The sequence below is a fragment of the Arthrobacter sp. Cza30 genome, from assembly GCF_059090765.1.
The window spans coordinates 272551-287604 of sequence record NZ_JBNHGA010000002.1 but is presented as its reverse complement, the minus strand read 5'-3'; the positions used below and the strand labels follow the sequence as shown (position 1 = coordinate 287604).

Below are 15054 nucleotides of genomic sequence, written 5' to 3'. Positions count from 1 at the left end.
AGCATGTCCCGCGGGGTGGATGACGACGGCGGTCCCCGCATTGCCGTCAGCTACGCCCGGGACGCCGCGTCGCATCCCGCCTGGTTCTCTGACGTCCTGGCCTCTCTGGCCCGGCACGCGGCCGCAGGCCTGAAAGCCGCCGGCGCGGATCCCGTCGTCGTGAATTCCGCGTCGGGCCACGTCTTCAGCGCACTCGACTATGACGGCGTGGTCATCCTGGGCGGCGGGGATGTGGACCCGGCCCGCTACGGTGGCGACACCGACGAAAAAACCGTCCACGGCGTGGACACGGCCGCCGACGAGACCGAGATCGACCTGGTCAAGGGGGCTATTGCCAACGGCCGGCCGGTCCTCGGCATCTGCCGCGGTCTCCAGCTGATCAACGTCGCCTTCGCCGGCACCCTCTTTGAGGATCTGGGCCCGGAGTCGTTCCACAAGATCCATCGGCCGCAGCCGCCCATGGCCAGCCATCCGGTACGGATTGCCCCCGACAGCCTGCTGGCGGCGGCGCTCGGCACCGGCGAAGTCGCGGTCCAGTCCGGCCATCACCAGGCCGTGCGCCGGTTGGGGGACCGGCTCCGCGTCGTGGCCACCGCGGCCGACGGCGTGGTGGAAGCCGTGGAACTCGCCCGCCCCGATGAAGGCTGGCTGCTGGCGGTCCAGTGGCACCCCGAAGAACCCGGGTCGCCCGAAGGGCAGTTCCAGGCGCTGCTCAGGCCCTTCGTCGAGGCGTGCCGGAAGACGACCGCAGGCCTGGGCTGACAGAGGCCGGCACTTAAGCCAAATGCCTCTCGGCGTAGGCCTTCATGGCATCCCGCACGAACGATGCGCCGGCCTCGCCGCCGTAGTTGGCGCCGAACCGCGGGGTCGGCCACGTACATCTCGCCCAAGCCGGTGAAGTAACCGTAGGACACCTGCTGGCCGCCGTTGACGCTGGAAAGCCAGTCGAACTGGCGCTGCGCCAAGGCCTGGGCTTCCGCGCTGTCGGCGGCGACCCCGGCCTGGCCGGCCGCGACCCAGTCGGCCATCAATTGGCGGGACCGTTCCGTCCAGGCCTTCCGCTCCGCGTCGGACATCCCGCGCCACCACTTGTCGCCCTTGGCATACGCGTCCTTGCCCCAGCGCTCTTCGACCTCCTGCCTGTACTGCGTGTGGTCGAATCCGTCGAACATCTCACTGGGCACGAGATCCTCGCCCCTTTCCGTCTTGTCGATGGTGGTCTTGACGGAGGCGATCTGCCGCTCCAGTCGATCGCGCTCCTGCAGGAGAAGTTCCAGGTGGCCCCGCAGGGCCGCCGACGCGTCCCGGGTGCCCTCGAACACCTTGCCGATCTCCGGCAGCCCCAACCCGAGTTCCCGCAGCAGCAAAATGCGCTGCAACCGCAGGAGGGCTCCGTCGTCGTAATAGCGGTAGCCGTTGTGGCCGATGCGGCTCGGCGCAAGCAGGCCAATGTCCTGGTAATGCCGGAGGGTCCTGCTGGTTGTTCCCGCCGTCTTGGCGACCTCCTGGATCGAGTATTCGCCCCGTTCAACCTGCGGTGCTGTTCCCATGACAACCACTATGGAGGTTGACGCAGCGGCAAGGTCAAGTGGTCCGGTGCGGCGGATCCCCGGCCGTCCGGGATAGCATCGGCACGTGCACACCGACCGGCCCGCAGATTCTCCCCGAGGCCCCGGCAGCGGTGCCTCCCCGCCCGGCGGGCAGAACGTGGCGCACCGCCAAGGCATCCGGATGTCCGCGCCGCTCGCGTTGTTCCTGGCGTTGTTGGCAGGGGTCGGACTGGCCATGCAGAGCCGCCTCAACAGCCAATTGGGCATCGAGCTGGGGGACCAGGTGGGAGCGGCCCTGGTGAGTTTCGGTACCGGGCTGGCGGCCGTTCTGCTCTTCGCGCTCGTGCACCCGTCGGTGCGGGGCAAGTTGCGTGCCGTTCCCCGGCTCCTGCGGCAGCGGGCCTATCCGCGCTGGTACCTGGGGGCCGGGTTGGTCGGCGCCTTCTACGTGTTCGCTCAGGCGGCCACCGTCGGGCCGATCGGGTTGTCGCTGTTCACCATTGCCATTGTGTCCGGCCAAATGGCTTCCGGCCTCCTGATGGACCGGTGGGGAATCGGGGCCGGACGGAAAATCGAGGTCAGCGGTGCCAGGTTCGCCGGCGCGGCGCTGGCTTTCCTGGCCTCGCTCATCGCCGCCAGCGCCCACCTCGGATCGTCAAGGACAGCGGGGCTGCTCGTACTGTTCATGCTGATCCCGCTGGTGGCCGGGTTGCTGCAGAGCGTGCAGCAAGGCGTCCTCGGCCAGGTCGGCGCGGCACACGGCAGCCCGGTGATTTCCACGCTGCTGAACTTCGGGGTAGGGACGGCCGCGTTGCTGGCGGTCTGGGCGGCCCAGGCTGTGATGACCGGGCGGGCCGACCTGATGACCGGCGACTGGTGGTTGTACCTGGGCGGGCCGCTCGGAACCCTGATCCTGGCCGCCGGCACCGTCGCGGTGGCCAGCACCGGCGTGCTGCTGACCACCCTGACGGTGATCGGCGGACAGCTGGTGGGTGCGCTGGTGTTGGATCTGTTCTGGGCGTCCGCGGGGAGCGCGGTCGGTCCGCAGACGCTGGTGGGCATCGCGCTGACGGGCGCCGGGCTGCTGATCGCCGCCCGTTCCGGCCGCGCACGCCGTTCCGACCGCGTTCGCTAGGAAGGCCGGGCGCCGCACGCCGTTCCGGCCGCGCGCGTCAGGAAGGTCGGGCGCCGCGGGAAGCCTCGCGGTGGGCGGCGCTACCATGGCCCCATGGACGACGGCGGTGCCTCCTGCGGCCCGGTGCGCTCGGTCTCCGGAGCGGATCCGGAGAGCCGCGCGGCCCTGGCCGTCCTGCAGATGCTGCGGGACCTTGAGCCATGGCTGTTGCGGGACGGGGCCGCCGTCGAGCCGGGGTCCGCGCTGGCGCTGCTGGACGATCGATTCGCCGCGGTCCACAGCGTGAGCAGCCTGCTGGGCCAGTCCTTGGCTGCGGCGACGGACAATGTGCTGGCGCTGCGCCGGCTGCTGTTCGAGGAACAGGGGGAGCAAGCAACGACGTCGTATCGGGTGCACACGCACTCGCCGTACTCGCTGGTGCGGTCGGTCATCGAATGCACCTCCACGGTGCTGTGGGCCCTCCAGCCCGCGGGAGGAACGGAGCGGGCGCGGCGCGGCCTGGTTCTCATTGCCCGCGACGTCTTCAATGCGGCGTCGTTCTGGGATGCGTATCTGGGTGACCTGCGGCCGGACCGGCATGCCCGGACCATGGACTACTTCGATGGCCTCCGGCGCGCGGTCAACGAGGCCGCCGAGTCGCTGCAGCTGCCGCCGATTTTCGCCCGCAAGGCCGACGGTTCCTGGGGCTACGCCACCAAGAACCGTACGCAAACCTCCATCCTGAAGGACCTGCGGGAGGGGGATCTGCCGCCGTCGTTAATGTATGTCTGGCAGTTCTGCAGCGGGCATTCGCACGGGCTTCAGTGGGCATCCGCCCAGGGGGTCCGGTATCCGGATCCGTTCAGCGACTCCGGGGCCGAGGAGTTCCGGCCGGGGAGCATGCGGCAGCTGCGGCGGATGTGCGAGGTGTCGCTGGGCCTGGTGCCGCGGGCCTGGGACGTTTTCGACAGGGAGCGCCGGGTGTGGCCCTTGCTCTGAGCCCCGGCGGGGAATCAGCGGTAGGAGCGGTGCAGGTTTTCCTTGGCGGAGGCGCCGTCCGGGCGCTGGGAAATCCACGGTCCGGTGCCCTCGGACGGGTCCAGCACGCCGGCTTCCAGCCAGGTGTAGTCGCCCGCCAGCACGTGCGCGGCCAGCCTGCCGTCGCTGGCGTCGGAATTACGCCAGAGGTCGTCGAAGAGGTGGCCGATCCGTTGCCGGGCCTGCAGGCAGAAGGCGTCGGCCAGCTGATAGGCCGACCTGCCCTGGGCGGCGTCCCGGCTGCGCAGCATTTCGGCGTGGCTGCAGCAGGCCGCCATGGCAAAGAGTTCGGCACCGATATCCACGATCCTGCCCAAAAAGGCCTGCCGCTTCTCCAACCCGGCCTGCCACCGGCCCATCCCGAGGAATGTCTGCCGGGCCAGCCGGCGGGAGGACCGTTCGATGAACCGCAGGTGCCGGGCCAGCAGGCCGAAATCGCTGTAGGACCGCGGGTTCATGCCGCGGCCGGCGAGCAATTGGGGAAGCCATCTGGCATAGAAGCTGCTGGCGCCCAGGGCTGCCTTCGCCTTGGCTTGGGCGCCGGCGTCGGGCGAGGCCAGGTCTCCGGCCGCGGCCAGGTGGGCGTCGACGGCCTCGCGGGCAATCAACAAGTGCATGATTTCGGTAGAGCCTTCGAAGATCCGGTTGATCCGCATGTCGCGGAGCGCTTGTTCCGCCGGAACGGCCCGCTCACCGCGGGCAGCCAGCGACTCGGCGGTCTCGTAGCCCCGGCCACCGCGGATCTGGACCAGTTCGTCGGCAATCCTGAAGGCGGTTTCGCTGGACCACAGCTTGGCCAGCGCCGCTTCAATCCGGATGTCCTTCATGCCGGCATCCGCGAGTCCGGCAGACAGTTCAAAGACCGCGTTCAGGGCGAAGGAGCCCGCGGCGATGAAGGCAATCTTCTTGCCGACCGCCTCGTGCTTGCCCACGGGTCTGCCCCACTGCACCCTTGCATTGGACCATTCGCGGGCGATCTTCAGGGACCACTTGCCGTTCGCGGCGCAGAGCGCGGGAATGGACAGGCGCCCGGTATTCAGCGTGGTCAGGGCGATCTTCAGGCCCTGGCCTTCACGGCCCAGGCGGTTGGCTGCGGGGACGCGGACATTGTCGAACCGGGTCACGCCGTTTTCGATGCCCCTCAGGCCCATGAAGGCGTTGCGGTTTTCCACCGTGATGCCGGGTGAGTCCGCTTCCACCACGAAGGCGGAGATGCCGCCGCGCTGGCCGTCATGCTCCGGCACCTTGGCCATCACCACTACCAGTTCCGCGATCACGCCGTTCGTGGTCCACAGCTTGCTGCCGTTGAGCAGGTACGCGCCGCCGTCCTCGGTGAGGGTCGCGGTGGTGCCCAGCCGGGCGGGGTCGGAGCCGACGTCGGGCTCGGTCAGCAGGAACGCCGTCACGGCGCCGGCCGCGCAGCGGGGCAGGTATTCGCGCTTTTGCTCCTCGGTGCCGAAGACTTTCACCGGCTCGGGCACGCCGATGGACTGGTGGGCCGAGACCAGCGCGCCGAGCGAGGGGTGCACGGAGCCCAGCAGCATCAGGGCGCGGCCGTAGTACAGCAACGACAGTCCGAGGCCGCCGTAGTCGACCGGGATCTTGATGCCGAACGCGCCGATCCCGGCCAGGCCGGCCAGGTACTCGTCGGGGATTTTCGCCTCGCGCTCGATCCGCGCCCCGTCCATGGTCCGGGCGAACTCCGCCAGCGTCGCCAGGAACGCTTCGCCGGCCTCGCGCTCGGACGGAGTCGGCAGCGGATGTGGATGGATCAGGTCCAGGTCGAAGCGGCCCATGTACAGGCCCTTGGCGAAACTTGGCCGGTTCCATTCGGTTTCGCGGGCTGCCTCGGCGAGTTCCCTCGCCTCCCGCTCCCCGCTCTCGGCCGGGCCGGCTGTCCCTGCTTCGGCCGGCAGCGGTCCCGCGTCGGGCGCCGTGGCGGCGTTCCCGGCCTTCGCTCCGGCAGCGGCGGTGCGGGCGGCAGTTGTCTGGTCGGTCTCGGCGCTCATGGCAGTCCCCTTCGACGCGGGCCTGCGGGCTCCAGGCCCTGTGCTGTCCCCTCATGTTACTGCCCGGTAGCCCTTTTGCCGAGGGTGGAATCCTAAGAACGGGAATAACTGCGAATAGCTGAAGCTTCAACTAAATAGTTATTGCACGCGCTACCCCGGGAGCACCATGGACTTCGGCATTTTTACCTTCGGCGAATTGACGCGCGGCCCGGGCGGGGAGGCGCTGTCGCCGCGCCGGCGACTGGAGGAACTCGTTCAGCTGGCCAAGATCGCCGACCAGGCGGGCATCTCGTTCCTGGGGCTGGGCGAGCACCACCGCAAGGACTTCGCCATTTCGGCGCCGGAAATCGTCCTGGCTGCCATCGCCCGCGAGACCACCAACCTGCGCCTGGCCACGGCCGTGACCGTGCTGTCCACCCAGGACCCGGTGCGCCTGTTCGAGCAGTTCGCCACGCTGGATCTGCTCTCCGGCGGACGCGCCGAGGTCATTGCCGGCCGCGGCGCCTTCACCGAGTCCTACCCGCTGTTCGGATACGACACGGCCGACTATGACGGACTGTTCGAAGAGAAGCTTCAGTTGCTGCTGGCCGCCCGCGGACAGGAAAACCTGACTTGGGACGGCACCTACCATCACAGCATCCGGGGCATGGACGTGTCGCCGCGGCCGCTGCAGGAGAGGCTGCCCGTCTGGGTGGGCGTGGGCGGCACGCCTTCTTCCTTCGAGCGGGCCGGGCGCCTGGGGCTGCCGCTGTACCTGGCGCTGCTCTCCGGTCCGCAGCACTTCGTCCGGCACATTGAGTACTACCGCGAATCCGCCGCGGCGCACGGGCACGATCCGGCCGCGCTGCCGGTGGGAACGGGCGGCCACTTTTTCGTGGCTCCGACCTCGCAGCAGGCGCGCGACACGTTCTACCCGTACTACCGCGCATACTTCGAGCAGAACATGCCGCGGCCGGCCGGGCACTTCCCCCGAGAGACCTTCGAAGCGTGGGCAGGCCCGGGCGGCGGCCTGCTCGCCGGGAGCCCGCAGGAAGTGATCGACAAGATCATGGAGCAGTACCAGCTGTTCGGCCACGACCGCTACATGGCCCAGGTGGGACTTGGCGGGCTGCCGTTCGCGGACACCGCCCGGTCCATCGAACTCCTGGCCACCGAGATCATGCCGGTCATCCAGCGGGAGACGCATCCGGCCAAGCAGCCCTAGCGCGCCCTGGCTGACGGGCTCGGTCCCGCGCGGCCGGGTCAGGCGCCGTGCTCGGCGGCCTCCGCGTGCCGCAGGACGGCGTCGGCGCAGGCGGCGGGCTGCTCCCAGTGCACCATGTGCCCGGCATCCTGCACGGCCACGTGGTGCCAGTGCGGGTGCCGGGCCAGGAAGTCGGCGACCGCGGCAGGCGGCCGGGTGGGATCGCGGGTGCCGGTCAGCACGAGGGTGGGAGCGGCCACCAGCGCCGCGACCTTGCGGCCCCGGCCAGCCCCGCGGGCAGGCTCCGGCGCACGACGTCGGGGTGCCGCCTGAAGGGGGCCCGGAATGTTTCGCGGTCCCCGCCCTGCGGCTCGCTGCCGCCGCTAAACCACGCGCGAATCAGCTCCTCGCCGGCGGCCAGGTCCGCCGCCGGATCGGAAGATTCCCCGCCGAACAGGCGGCTGAGCTTGTCGACGGTTGCCGCCGACGGCGGCACCGGCACCATCCCAATGACGGTGAGCGACGCCGTCGTCCGCGGGAAGCGCGCCGCGATGGTGGCGGCGATGTTGCCGCCCAGGGAGTGCCCGACCCAGTGCACCGGCCCGCTGCCGAAGCGGTCGACCAGGGCTGCGGCGACGTTCTCCACGGTCCAGTCGAAGCCGGCGGGCGGGCCGCTGCCGTAGCCGGGAAGGTCCGGGGCCGCGACGTCGCGGCCGCCGGCGGAGAGCCGGGCGGCCAGCGGTTTCCAGTAGCCGGCGGAGCAGGCCCAGCCGTGCAGCAGGACGATCGGATGCGTCATGGCTCGATTATGCCCGGCAGTCCGCCGGAAACAGGGCGCCCCGGGCGGCCGGTGAGGCGGGCGGGCGCCGCGCTGTCCGGGCCCGCGGCCTGCGTGCGGCACGGGCAGCAATTAGGGCAGGGAAGCGTTTCTTAATCGCGGAGAACATAGGTTAGCCTTACTTGAGTCGCTTTTTCCGGCCCGAGGGGGTATGCGCATGCCAGCTGATCCGGCGGCAACGGCGCCTTCCCGGCCGGCGCCCGGGCCTCGGCTGGGCCGCGCTGCGGGCGGCGCGAACGGGACCGGCAGGCCGTCCTCGACCGCTCCCGGCGCGGCACGGCTCCCGCGCAGGGTGCTGGCGGGCATCCCGGCCGCCCTGGTGGTCCTGGCGCTGGTCTGCTGCGCCTCGCTGGCCCTCGGGGCGCGCCCCATCAGCGTGGAGACGTTCATCCAGGCCTTTGTCGCCTTCGACCCCGCCAACGGAGACCACGCCGTGGTCCACTCGCGCATCCCGCGGACGGTCACCGGACTGCTGGTGGGAGCGGCCCTGGGCGTCGCCGGCGCCGCCATGCAGGGCGTGGCGCGCAACCCGCTGGGCGATCCCGGCATCCTGGGCGTAAACGCCGGGGCCGCGCTCGCGGTCGTGGCGGGCATCTTCCTGTTCGGCGTGACCCAACTTTCCGGCTACGTCTGGTTCGCGTTCGCCGGCGCCGCGCTCGCTGCCGTGCTGGTCTACGGGGTGGCGAGCATGGGACGGGAAGGGGCCACCCCGATCAAGCTGGCGCTGGCCGGCGCCGCCCTGTCCGCGGGGCTGAGCTCACTGATGTACTCGGTGCTGGTGACCAACCAGGACACGCTGGAGGGCTTCCGCTACTGGCAGGTGGGATCCGTGGCCGGCCGCGGCTGGGACCTGATCGGCCAGGTGGCCCCGTTCATCGCCGTCGGACTGGTGATCACGCTGTTCACCGGGAGGATCCTGAACAACTTGTCGCTGGGCGACGACGTGGCCCGCGGGCTGGGCCAGAAGGTGGGCCTGTCCCGTGCCGTCACGGCGCTCGGCGTGGTGATCCTGTGCGGCGCGGCGACCGCCATCGCCGGCCCGATCGCCTTCGTGGGCCTGATCATCCCGCACATGGTCCGCGCCCTGACCGGACCCGACTACCGCTGGATCCTGCCCTGCTCCATGGTGCTGGCCCCCGTGCTGCTGGTCGGCGCCGACGTGGCCGGCCGCTTCCTGGCACCGCCCGGCGAGATCGAAGCCGGCATCACCACCGCGGTGATCGGCGCGCCCGTGTTCATCTGGCTGGTCCGGCGGCGGAAGGCGGCCGGGCTGTGAGCAAGGTGGACACCCCGCGCGGAAAGCGCCCCGAATCGGCGCAGCAGGCGGCCGGCTCCGCTTTGCCCCAGGCCCCGGACCGGCCAGGACAGGGTTTGTCGTCGAGTGCAGGGTATATGGAGGGTGCACTCGAAGATTTACCCCGCACCCGCGGAGGCGGCGGCCGGCGAGCCGCGGCTCCCGTCAGGGCCGGACGACGCAGCCGGCGGCGCGCGGCGGTCATCGCCGCCCTGGCGGGCATCGTCGTCGTCCTGTTTTTGGTCAACGTCCTGCTGGGCAGCTACACCGTGACCGTTCCGGACTTCTTCCGGCTGCTGGCCGGCGAACAGATCCCCGGGGCCAGCTTCATCGTGATGGAGCACAAACTGCCGCGGGCCGTGATTGGCGTGCTGGTCGGGCTCGCGTTCGGCCTGGCCGGCAGCATCTTCCAGACCATGCTGCGGAACCCGCTGGCCAGCCCGGACATCATCGGCATCAGCTACGGGGCCAGCGCCTCCGCCGTGACCGCGATCGTCGTGTTCGGCGCGGCCGGCGCCGCGGTCTCCGCCGCCGCCATGGCCGGTGCGCTGGTGGTGGCGGGGGGAATCTACGCGATCTCGTACCGCTCCAGCACGGTGTCCGGGGCTGCCAACTCGCGGCTGATCCTGGTGGGCATCGGCTTCGCCGCGGTGATGCAGGCGCTGGTCAGCTACCTGCTGACCCGCACGGATATCCGCACCGCCCAGGGCGCGCTGGTCTGGCTGAACGGGTCGCTGAACTCCAGCAATTGGGACCGGGCAGCGGTCCTGGTGGCGGGGCTGTGCGTCCTGTTCGTGGCCGTGGCACTGTTGGCCCGCAGCCTGCACGGCCTGGAAATGGGCGACGACGCCGCTGCCGCGCTGGGCGTCCGGGTGGCGCCGGCCCGGCTGGGCCTGATGGCGGTGGGGGTGCTGCTGGCCGCCGCGGCCACTGCCGCGGCAGGTCCGGTCGCGTTCATCGCGTTCCTGTCCGGGCCGATCGCCCGCCGGTTGCTGGGGGGTGCGGCATCGCTGCCGGCGGCCGCGCTGGTGGGTGCCCTGATCGTGCTGGCCGCCGACTTCGCCGCGGCCAACCTCATTCCGATGTATCTGACCGACGGCGCCTCGCTGCCGGTCGGGGTGGTGACGGGTGCGCTGGGTGCGCCGTTCCTGCTCTGGCTGCTGGTCACCACCAACCGCCGAGGCCAAGGAGGCTAAGTGCGCACGCTCGAATCCCGGAACCTGACGCTGGCATACGACCAGCGCACCGTCGTGCAGGACCTCACCGTCAGGCTGCCGGAGGGCAAGGTGACGATCATCGTCGGGGCGAACGCCTGCGGCAAGTCGACGCTGCTGCGCGGGCTGGCGCGGCTGCTCAAGCCGGGTGCCGGGTCCGTGCTGTTGGACGGCAAGGACATCCACCGGCAGTCCACCCGCGAGGTGGCGAAGGTGCTGGGCCTGCTGCCGCAAAGCCCGGCGGCACCCGACGGCATCACCGTCGCGGAGCTGGTGGGCCGCGGCCGGTATCCGCACCAGGGCTGGTTCCGGCAGTGGACCCGGGAGGACGACGACGCCGTCAACGCGGCCTTGGCGGCCACCGACACCCTGGAGCTGGGCGACCGGAACGTGGATGAACTCTCCGGTGGCCAGCGCCAGCGGGTGTGGATTGCGATGGCGCTGGCCCAGGAGACCGACGTGCTGCTGTTGGATGAGCCGACCACGTTCCTGGACGTGGCCCACCAGGTGGAGGTGCTGGACCTGATCACCGACCTGAACCGGCGCCGCGGCACCTCCGTGGCCATCGTGCTGCACGACCTGAACCTCGCCGCCCGCTACGCCGACCAGCTCGTGGCGATGAAGGGCGGCCGGGTGGTGGCCGAGGGCGCCCCCGCCCAGGTGGTCACCGAGGAGCTGGTGCAGACGGTGTTCGGACTGGAATCGCGGGTGATCCCGGACCCGGTCTCCGGAACGCCGATGGTGGTTCCGGTCGGCCGCCACCACTGCGAGGCGCCCGCCCCGGCCGGGGAACCCGGCGCCGCCCCAACCCTGTCCACGACGGACCTCAAGCACGAAGAGCCCGCGGCGTGAGCGCGGCCGGCAGGCGCCTACAACCGCCCGGACAGGGTCCCGGCGGCGCCGGAAGGAAAACCCGGCGCGCAGCCGAAGGAACGGACATGGAGAACGGAGCACGATGACCGCTGTAGCAACTGAAACATCCGCCGTGGTGCCGGTGCTGGCCTTCGGCGTAGCCGTCGCCCGGGTGGAGGACCTCTCGCCGAGCTACCGGCGGGTCACCTTTTGCGGGGAGTCGCTCCGCCGTTTCGGCGTGGACGGGCCGACGCTGGATCTGCGGATCAAGGTGATGATCCCGTCCACCGGCGCAGACGGGCGTCCGCTGCCGCTGCCGGCGTTCGGCGGCGCCGCGCGCCCGTCCGGTCCTGGAACGCCGGCCGGCCAGGGAACCTCGGCGGCCGGCACGGACGCCGCGGTGGAACTGGGCGGCGGCTGGTACCAGCAGTGGCTGGCCATGGACCCGGCCCGCCGCGGCTTTATGCGCACCTACACCGTCCGCGCCTTCCGGCCGGCGGAAGGCGGGCGGGGGCCCGAACTGGACGTGGACTTTGTGCTGCATTTCGACGCCGACGGAAACGGCGGCCCGGCGTCGTGCTGGGCGGCCGCCGCCGTGCCCGGCGACGAGGTCACCATCATCGGCCCGAACGCCGCGGCGGCCAACTGCGCGACGGCGAAGAGTTACGGCGGCATTGAGTGGCGGCCCGGGCTGGCTTCGCACGTGCTGCTCGCCGGCGACGAAACCGCCGTTCCCGCCATCGCGGCCATCCTGGAGAGCCTCCCGGGGCACATGACGGGCCACGCCGTACTCGAGGTCCCCGACCCGGCGGACTTTCAGGACATCCGGTCTGCGGCGGACGTGCAGGTCTCCTGGCTGGCGCGGGGCGGCCGCCCGCACGGCGAGCTGCTGGACGAAGCGGTGCGCGCCGCCGTCGTCGTGCCCGGAGCCGGCCTGGCGCCGGCGACGGGGGAGGACCCCGAAGAAGTGGACATCGACCAGGTGATCCTGTGGGAAACCACCGCCGGTTCCACCCGGCCGTTCTACGCCTGGATGGCGGGGGAGGCGGCGGTCATCCGCGGGCTGCGCCGCTACCTGGTCCGGGACGTGGGAGTGGATCGCAAACAGGTGGCGTTCATGGGCTATTGGCGGGCCGGTAAAGCCGAACTGTAGGGCGCCGGCACCGGACTGTCCCTCCTGGCGGCGGCATCGCCGGCCGGGGACACGGGCGTGGTGTACGTGCCCGCCGGGTCCGCGGGGCCCGCGGCCAAAATTTCCGGGCGAAACCGGGCAGGCCGCTGCCATACTTGCTCCATGGGCGTTGAGGGGCAGCGGGACCAGGACGGATTTTGGGCCATCGTGGCCGAAGGGGAGCAGCGCATTCGCGAGACTTTTCCGGAGTTGCCGTGTTTCGGCCTCCGCGATTGGGACGGCGGCGTCATGGTCGGCGAATGGATTTTCGACGGCGGCCCCCACGGGTTGCTGCATGGCGATCCGGGGCTTGGTTCGCCTTATGCGCAGGTCCTGACCACGGCCCACGAGGTAAACCAGAGCATTCGAACCATGCGGCTGGGCGCCCGCGCCATGGTGGAGGACAAGGACGCCTACCTGCGGCAGCTGGACGAGTTGGACCGCCAGGAGCCGCGGATGGTGGGCATCGCCGTCGACGGTGAACTGGTGGAGTTCGCGCTCTGGCAGGACGGCGGCAAGTGGTGGGCCGGTGCCGAGCGTGGACGTTACGGCATCATCATCGAAGCGGCCGGGCTCGAGGCGCAGGCGGTGGCGCTGGAAAGCGTGGCCGACATCGAGCCTTGCCTGGCCGCGCGGCGTAGGTGGCTGCGGCAGGTCCGCGGCGAAGCCGGCTGAGGGCGGTGGGTGGCCCGCCACCCACCGCCCTCACCGTTTCGGGGACAGGCCCCCTCCCCGGGAGTCCTGCTGCCGGTCAGAGGTGGTTCATGCCCTCCGTCAGGACGGAGCGCAGGATCTGCTCGATCTGGTCGAATTCGCGCTGTCCGATGGTCAGCGGCGGAGCCAGCTGCACTACGGGGTCGCCACGGTCGTCCGCCCGGCAGTACAAGCCGGCGTCGAACAGCGCGTTGGACAGGTAGCCGCGCAGCAGGTGCTCCGACTCTTCGTCGTTGAACGTCTCCTTGGTGGCCTTGTCCTTGACCAGTTCGATCCCGTAGAAATAGCCCTCGCCGCGGACATCGCCGACGATCGGCAGGTCCAGCAGCTTCTCCAGCGTCTTGCGGAAGGCCGGGGCGTTCTCCTTGACGTGGTTGTTCAGGCCCTCGCGTTCGAAGATGTCCAGGTTGGCCATGGCGACGGCGGCCGAGACCGGGTGCCCGCCGAAGGTGTAGCCGTGATAGAACGTCGTGTCGCCATGCTTGAACGGTTCGAACAGGCGGTCCGAGGCGATCATCGCGCCGATCGGCGAGTAGCCGCTGGTCATGCCCTTGGCGCAGGTGATCATGTCCGGCACGTAGTCGAAGTCGGTGGAGGCGAACATGGAACCGATCCGGCCGAACGCGCAGATAACCTCGTCGGAGACCAGCAGAACGTCGTACTCGTCGCAGATTTCCCGCACCCGCTCGAAGTACCCGGGCGGCGGCGGGAAACAGCCGCCGGAATTCTGCACCGGTTCCAGGAACACGGCGGCAACGGTGTCCGGGCCTTCGAACTCGATGGCTTCGCCGATCCGGTCCGCGGCCCAGCGGCCGAAGGCCTTCGGGTCTTCCAGGCCCGCCGGGGCGCGGTACTGGTTCGTGTTGGGGACGCGGAAAGCGCCGGGCACCAGCGGTTCGAAGGGTGCCTTCATGTCCGGGATCCCGGTGATCGAGAGCGCTCCCTGCGGGGTGCCGTGATAGGCGACGGCGCGGGAGATCACCTTGGTCTTGTTGGGCTTGCCCTGCAGCTTGAAGTACTGCTTGGCCAGCTTCCACGCGGATTCCACGGCTTCTCCACCGCCGGTGGTGAAGAAGACCCGGTTCAGGTCGCCCGGGGCGTGGTGGGCGAGGCGTTCGGCCAACTCGATGGCCGCCGGGTGGGCATAGGACCACAGCGGCATGAAGGCCAGTTCCCTGGCCTGCCGGGCGGCCGCCTGCGCGAGTTCCTCGCGGCCGTGGCCCACCTGGACCACGAAGAGCCCGGCCAGGCCGTCGATGTATTCGCGGCCCTGATCGTCGTAGATGAGGTGGCCCTCGCCGCGGGTTATCACCGGTACATTGCCGCCGGCAGCCAGCGGCGAGTGGCGGGCCATGTGCATCCACAGGTGGTCGCGGGCCGCCTGCTGGCGGTCCGTTCCCATCGGAGTGGTGTAGGACCGGCGCATCGGGGCGTCGGTCGTGGTGCCGGCGGGCGTGCCTTGGCCCGGGATGCTGGTGCTTGGCGATGCTGATGTCTGTGTCATCGGGTTCCCCAGTTGTATTCCTGCTTGCGCAGAGAGAGATACATGAATGTTTCGGTGCTCAGGACACCGGGAATGCCGCGGATCTGGTTTACCAGCCGCAACAAATCCTGGTCGTTTTCGCAAATGATTTCGGCCAGAATGTCGAACGAGCCCGCGGTGACCAGGCAGTAGTGCACCTGGTCCAGTTCGGCGATCTTGTCCGACACTTCCAGCAGGTCGGCGGCGGTCTTGATGCCCAGCATGGCCTGCCGCGCAAAGCCGAGCTGCAGCGGATCGGTGACCGCGACGATCTGCACGACGCCGGAGTCGATCAGCTTCTGCACCCGCTGCCTGACGGCTGCTTCGGAGAGCCCGACCGCCTTGCCGATGGCGGCGTAGGAGCGCCGGCCGTCTTCCTGCAGTTGCTCGATGATGGCCTTGGAGACCTCGTCAACCGCAGGGCTGTGGCCGTTGCCGATGAGGCCGTGGCCGGCACTGGGCAGCAAGGTCAAGCGTATCCACCTCCTAAGCGAATACCCGCCACCGGCAGGGATTGCTGACTATTGAATCCGTTGTCTGATGAGAGCGCAAGTG

Annotated in this window: 14 protein-coding genes and 1 pseudogene; 9 read left to right on the top strand and 6 right to left on the bottom strand. The window is 70.1% G+C overall.

The window, feature by feature from the left end:
• Positions 1-3 precede the first annotated feature (3 nt).
• Entirely contained in the window at positions 4-762 is a 759-nt protein-coding gene (locus AC5RVZ_RS06615; protein WP_494064979.1) for a gamma-glutamyl-gamma-aminobutyrate hydrolase family protein, read from the top strand.
• Between the two features lie 13 nt (positions 763-775).
• On the opposite strand, the pseudogene AC5RVZ_RS06610 reads toward AC5RVZ_RS06615, so the two are convergent.
• Positions 776-1550: pseudogene (locus AC5RVZ_RS06610) on the bottom strand (MerR family transcriptional regulator).
• Positions 1551-1635: 85 nt separating this feature from the next.
• Here AC5RVZ_RS06610 and AC5RVZ_RS06605 point away from each other — a divergent pair.
• Together AC5RVZ_RS06605 and AC5RVZ_RS06600 are read left to right on the top strand one after the other, a co-directional pair.
• Complete coding sequence (locus AC5RVZ_RS06605; RefSeq protein WP_494064978.1) at positions 1636-2685, top strand: DMT family transporter; 1050 nt, start codon at positions 1636-1638, stop codon at positions 2683-2685.
• 93 nt (positions 2686-2778) lie between these two features.
• A complete protein-coding gene (locus tag AC5RVZ_RS06600; protein ID WP_494064977.1) occupies positions 2779-3663 on the top strand; it encodes a hypothetical protein in 885 nt (294 codons plus the stop codon).
• A 14-nt stretch (positions 3664-3677) separates the two neighbouring features.
• Here the strand turns inward: AC5RVZ_RS06600 and AC5RVZ_RS06595 are convergent, their stop codons facing one another.
• Positions 3678-5711, bottom strand: coding sequence for an acyl-CoA dehydrogenase family protein (locus AC5RVZ_RS06595; protein WP_494064976.1), 2034 nt, complete (start codon positions 5709-5711; stop codon positions 3678-3680).
• 166 nt (positions 5712-5877) lie between these two features.
• Between AC5RVZ_RS06595 and AC5RVZ_RS06590 the strand changes: the two genes are divergently transcribed.
• On the top strand, positions 5878-6915 hold the full coding sequence (locus AC5RVZ_RS06590) for an LLM class flavin-dependent oxidoreductase (RefSeq protein WP_494064975.1): 1038 nt from the start codon (positions 5878-5880) through the stop codon (positions 6913-6915).
• A 38-nt stretch (positions 6916-6953) separates the two neighbouring features.
• On the opposite strand, the gene AC5RVZ_RS06585 is transcribed toward AC5RVZ_RS06590, so the two are convergent.
• A complete protein-coding gene (locus AC5RVZ_RS06585; RefSeq protein WP_494064974.1) occupies positions 6954-7154 on the bottom strand; it encodes an alpha/beta fold hydrolase in 201 nt (66 codons plus the stop codon).
• Positions 7130-7693 carry an alpha/beta fold hydrolase gene (locus tag AC5RVZ_RS06580; RefSeq protein WP_494064973.1) on the bottom strand — a complete coding sequence of 188 codons (564 nt, stop codon included), beginning with the start codon at positions 7691-7693 and terminating at the stop codon, positions 7130-7132. The genes AC5RVZ_RS06585 and AC5RVZ_RS06580 overlap by 25 nt, the downstream gene beginning before the upstream one ends.
• 196 nt (positions 7694-7889) lie before the next feature.
• Here AC5RVZ_RS06580 and AC5RVZ_RS06575 point away from each other — a divergent pair, with 196 nt between their 5' ends.
• The 5 genes from AC5RVZ_RS06575 to AC5RVZ_RS06555 all read left to right on the top strand — a co-directional run bounded on the left by AC5RVZ_RS06575 (position 7890) and on the right by AC5RVZ_RS06555 (position 12938).
• Entirely contained in the window at positions 7890-9008 is a 1119-nt protein-coding gene (locus AC5RVZ_RS06575; RefSeq protein ID WP_494064972.1) for a FecCD family ABC transporter permease, read from the top strand.
• A 116-nt stretch (positions 9009-9124) separates the two neighbouring features.
• Positions 9125-10222 (top strand): FecCD family ABC transporter permease, encoded by a 1098-nt coding sequence (locus AC5RVZ_RS06570; RefSeq protein WP_494064971.1) that lies wholly within the window; start codon positions 9125-9127, stop codon positions 10220-10222.
• Positions 10223-11092, top strand: a complete 870-nt coding sequence (locus AC5RVZ_RS06565) for an ABC transporter ATP-binding protein (protein ID WP_494064970.1) — start codon at positions 10223-10225, stop codon at positions 11090-11092.
• A gap of 103 nt (positions 11093-11195) precedes the next feature.
• Positions 11196-12245 carry a siderophore-interacting protein gene (locus AC5RVZ_RS06560; RefSeq protein ID WP_494064969.1) on the top strand — a complete coding sequence of 350 codons (1050 nt, stop codon included), beginning with the start codon at positions 11196-11198 and terminating at the stop codon, positions 12243-12245.
• A gap of 141 nt (positions 12246-12386) precedes the next feature.
• On the top strand, positions 12387-12938 hold the full coding sequence (locus AC5RVZ_RS06555) for a hypothetical protein (RefSeq protein WP_494064968.1): 552 nt from the start codon (positions 12387-12389) through the stop codon (positions 12936-12938).
• 76 nt (positions 12939-13014) lie between these two features.
• Here AC5RVZ_RS06555 and AC5RVZ_RS06550 read toward each other — a convergent pair whose 3' ends face one another.
• Both AC5RVZ_RS06550 and AC5RVZ_RS06545 read right to left on the bottom strand, forming a co-directional pair.
• Entirely contained in the window at positions 13015-14403 is a 1389-nt protein-coding gene (locus tag AC5RVZ_RS06550) for an aspartate aminotransferase family protein (protein ID WP_494065504.1), read from the bottom strand.
• A gap of 74 nt (positions 14404-14477) precedes the next feature.
• Positions 14478-14972, bottom strand: a complete 495-nt coding sequence (locus AC5RVZ_RS06545) for an Lrp/AsnC family transcriptional regulator (RefSeq protein ID WP_494064967.1) — start codon at positions 14970-14972, stop codon at positions 14478-14480.
• Between the last annotated feature and the right edge of the window lie 82 nt (positions 14973-15054).

Bases quoted from the DNA above. Each gene is read 5' to 3' on its own strand.
- AC5RVZ_RS06615 (WP_494064979.1), top strand. From the start codon at position 4: ATGTCCCGCGGGGTGGATGACGACGGCGGTCCCCGCATTGCCGTCAGC.
- AC5RVZ_RS06600 (WP_494064977.1), top strand. From the start codon at position 2,779: ATGGACGACGGCGGTGCCTCCTGCGGCCCGGTGCGCTCGGTCTCCGGA.
- AC5RVZ_RS06595 (WP_494064976.1), bottom strand. From the start codon at position 5,711: ATGAGCGCCGAGACCGACCAGACAACTGCCGCCCGCACCGCCGCTGCC.
- AC5RVZ_RS06590 (WP_494064975.1), top strand. From the start codon at position 5,878: ATGGACTTCGGCATTTTTACCTTCGGCGAATTGACGCGCGGCCCGGGC.
- AC5RVZ_RS06580 (WP_494064973.1), bottom strand. From the start codon at position 7,693: ATGACGCATCCGATCGTCCTGCTGCACGGCTGGGCCTGCTCCGCCGGC.
- AC5RVZ_RS06575 (WP_494064972.1), top strand. From the start codon at position 7,890: ATGCCAGCTGATCCGGCGGCAACGGCGCCTTCCCGGCCGGCGCCCGGG.
- AC5RVZ_RS06570 (WP_494064971.1), top strand. From the start codon at position 9,125: ATGGAGGGTGCACTCGAAGATTTACCCCGCACCCGCGGAGGCGGCGGC.
- AC5RVZ_RS06560 (WP_494064969.1), top strand. From the start codon at position 11,196: ATGACCGCTGTAGCAACTGAAACATCCGCCGTGGTGCCGGTGCTGGCC.
- AC5RVZ_RS06555 (WP_494064968.1), top strand. From the start codon at position 12,387: ATGGGCGTTGAGGGGCAGCGGGACCAGGACGGATTTTGGGCCATCGTG.
- AC5RVZ_RS06550 (WP_494065504.1), bottom strand. From the start codon at position 14,403: ATGCGCCGGTCCTACACCACTCCGATGGGAACGGACCGCCAGCAGGCG.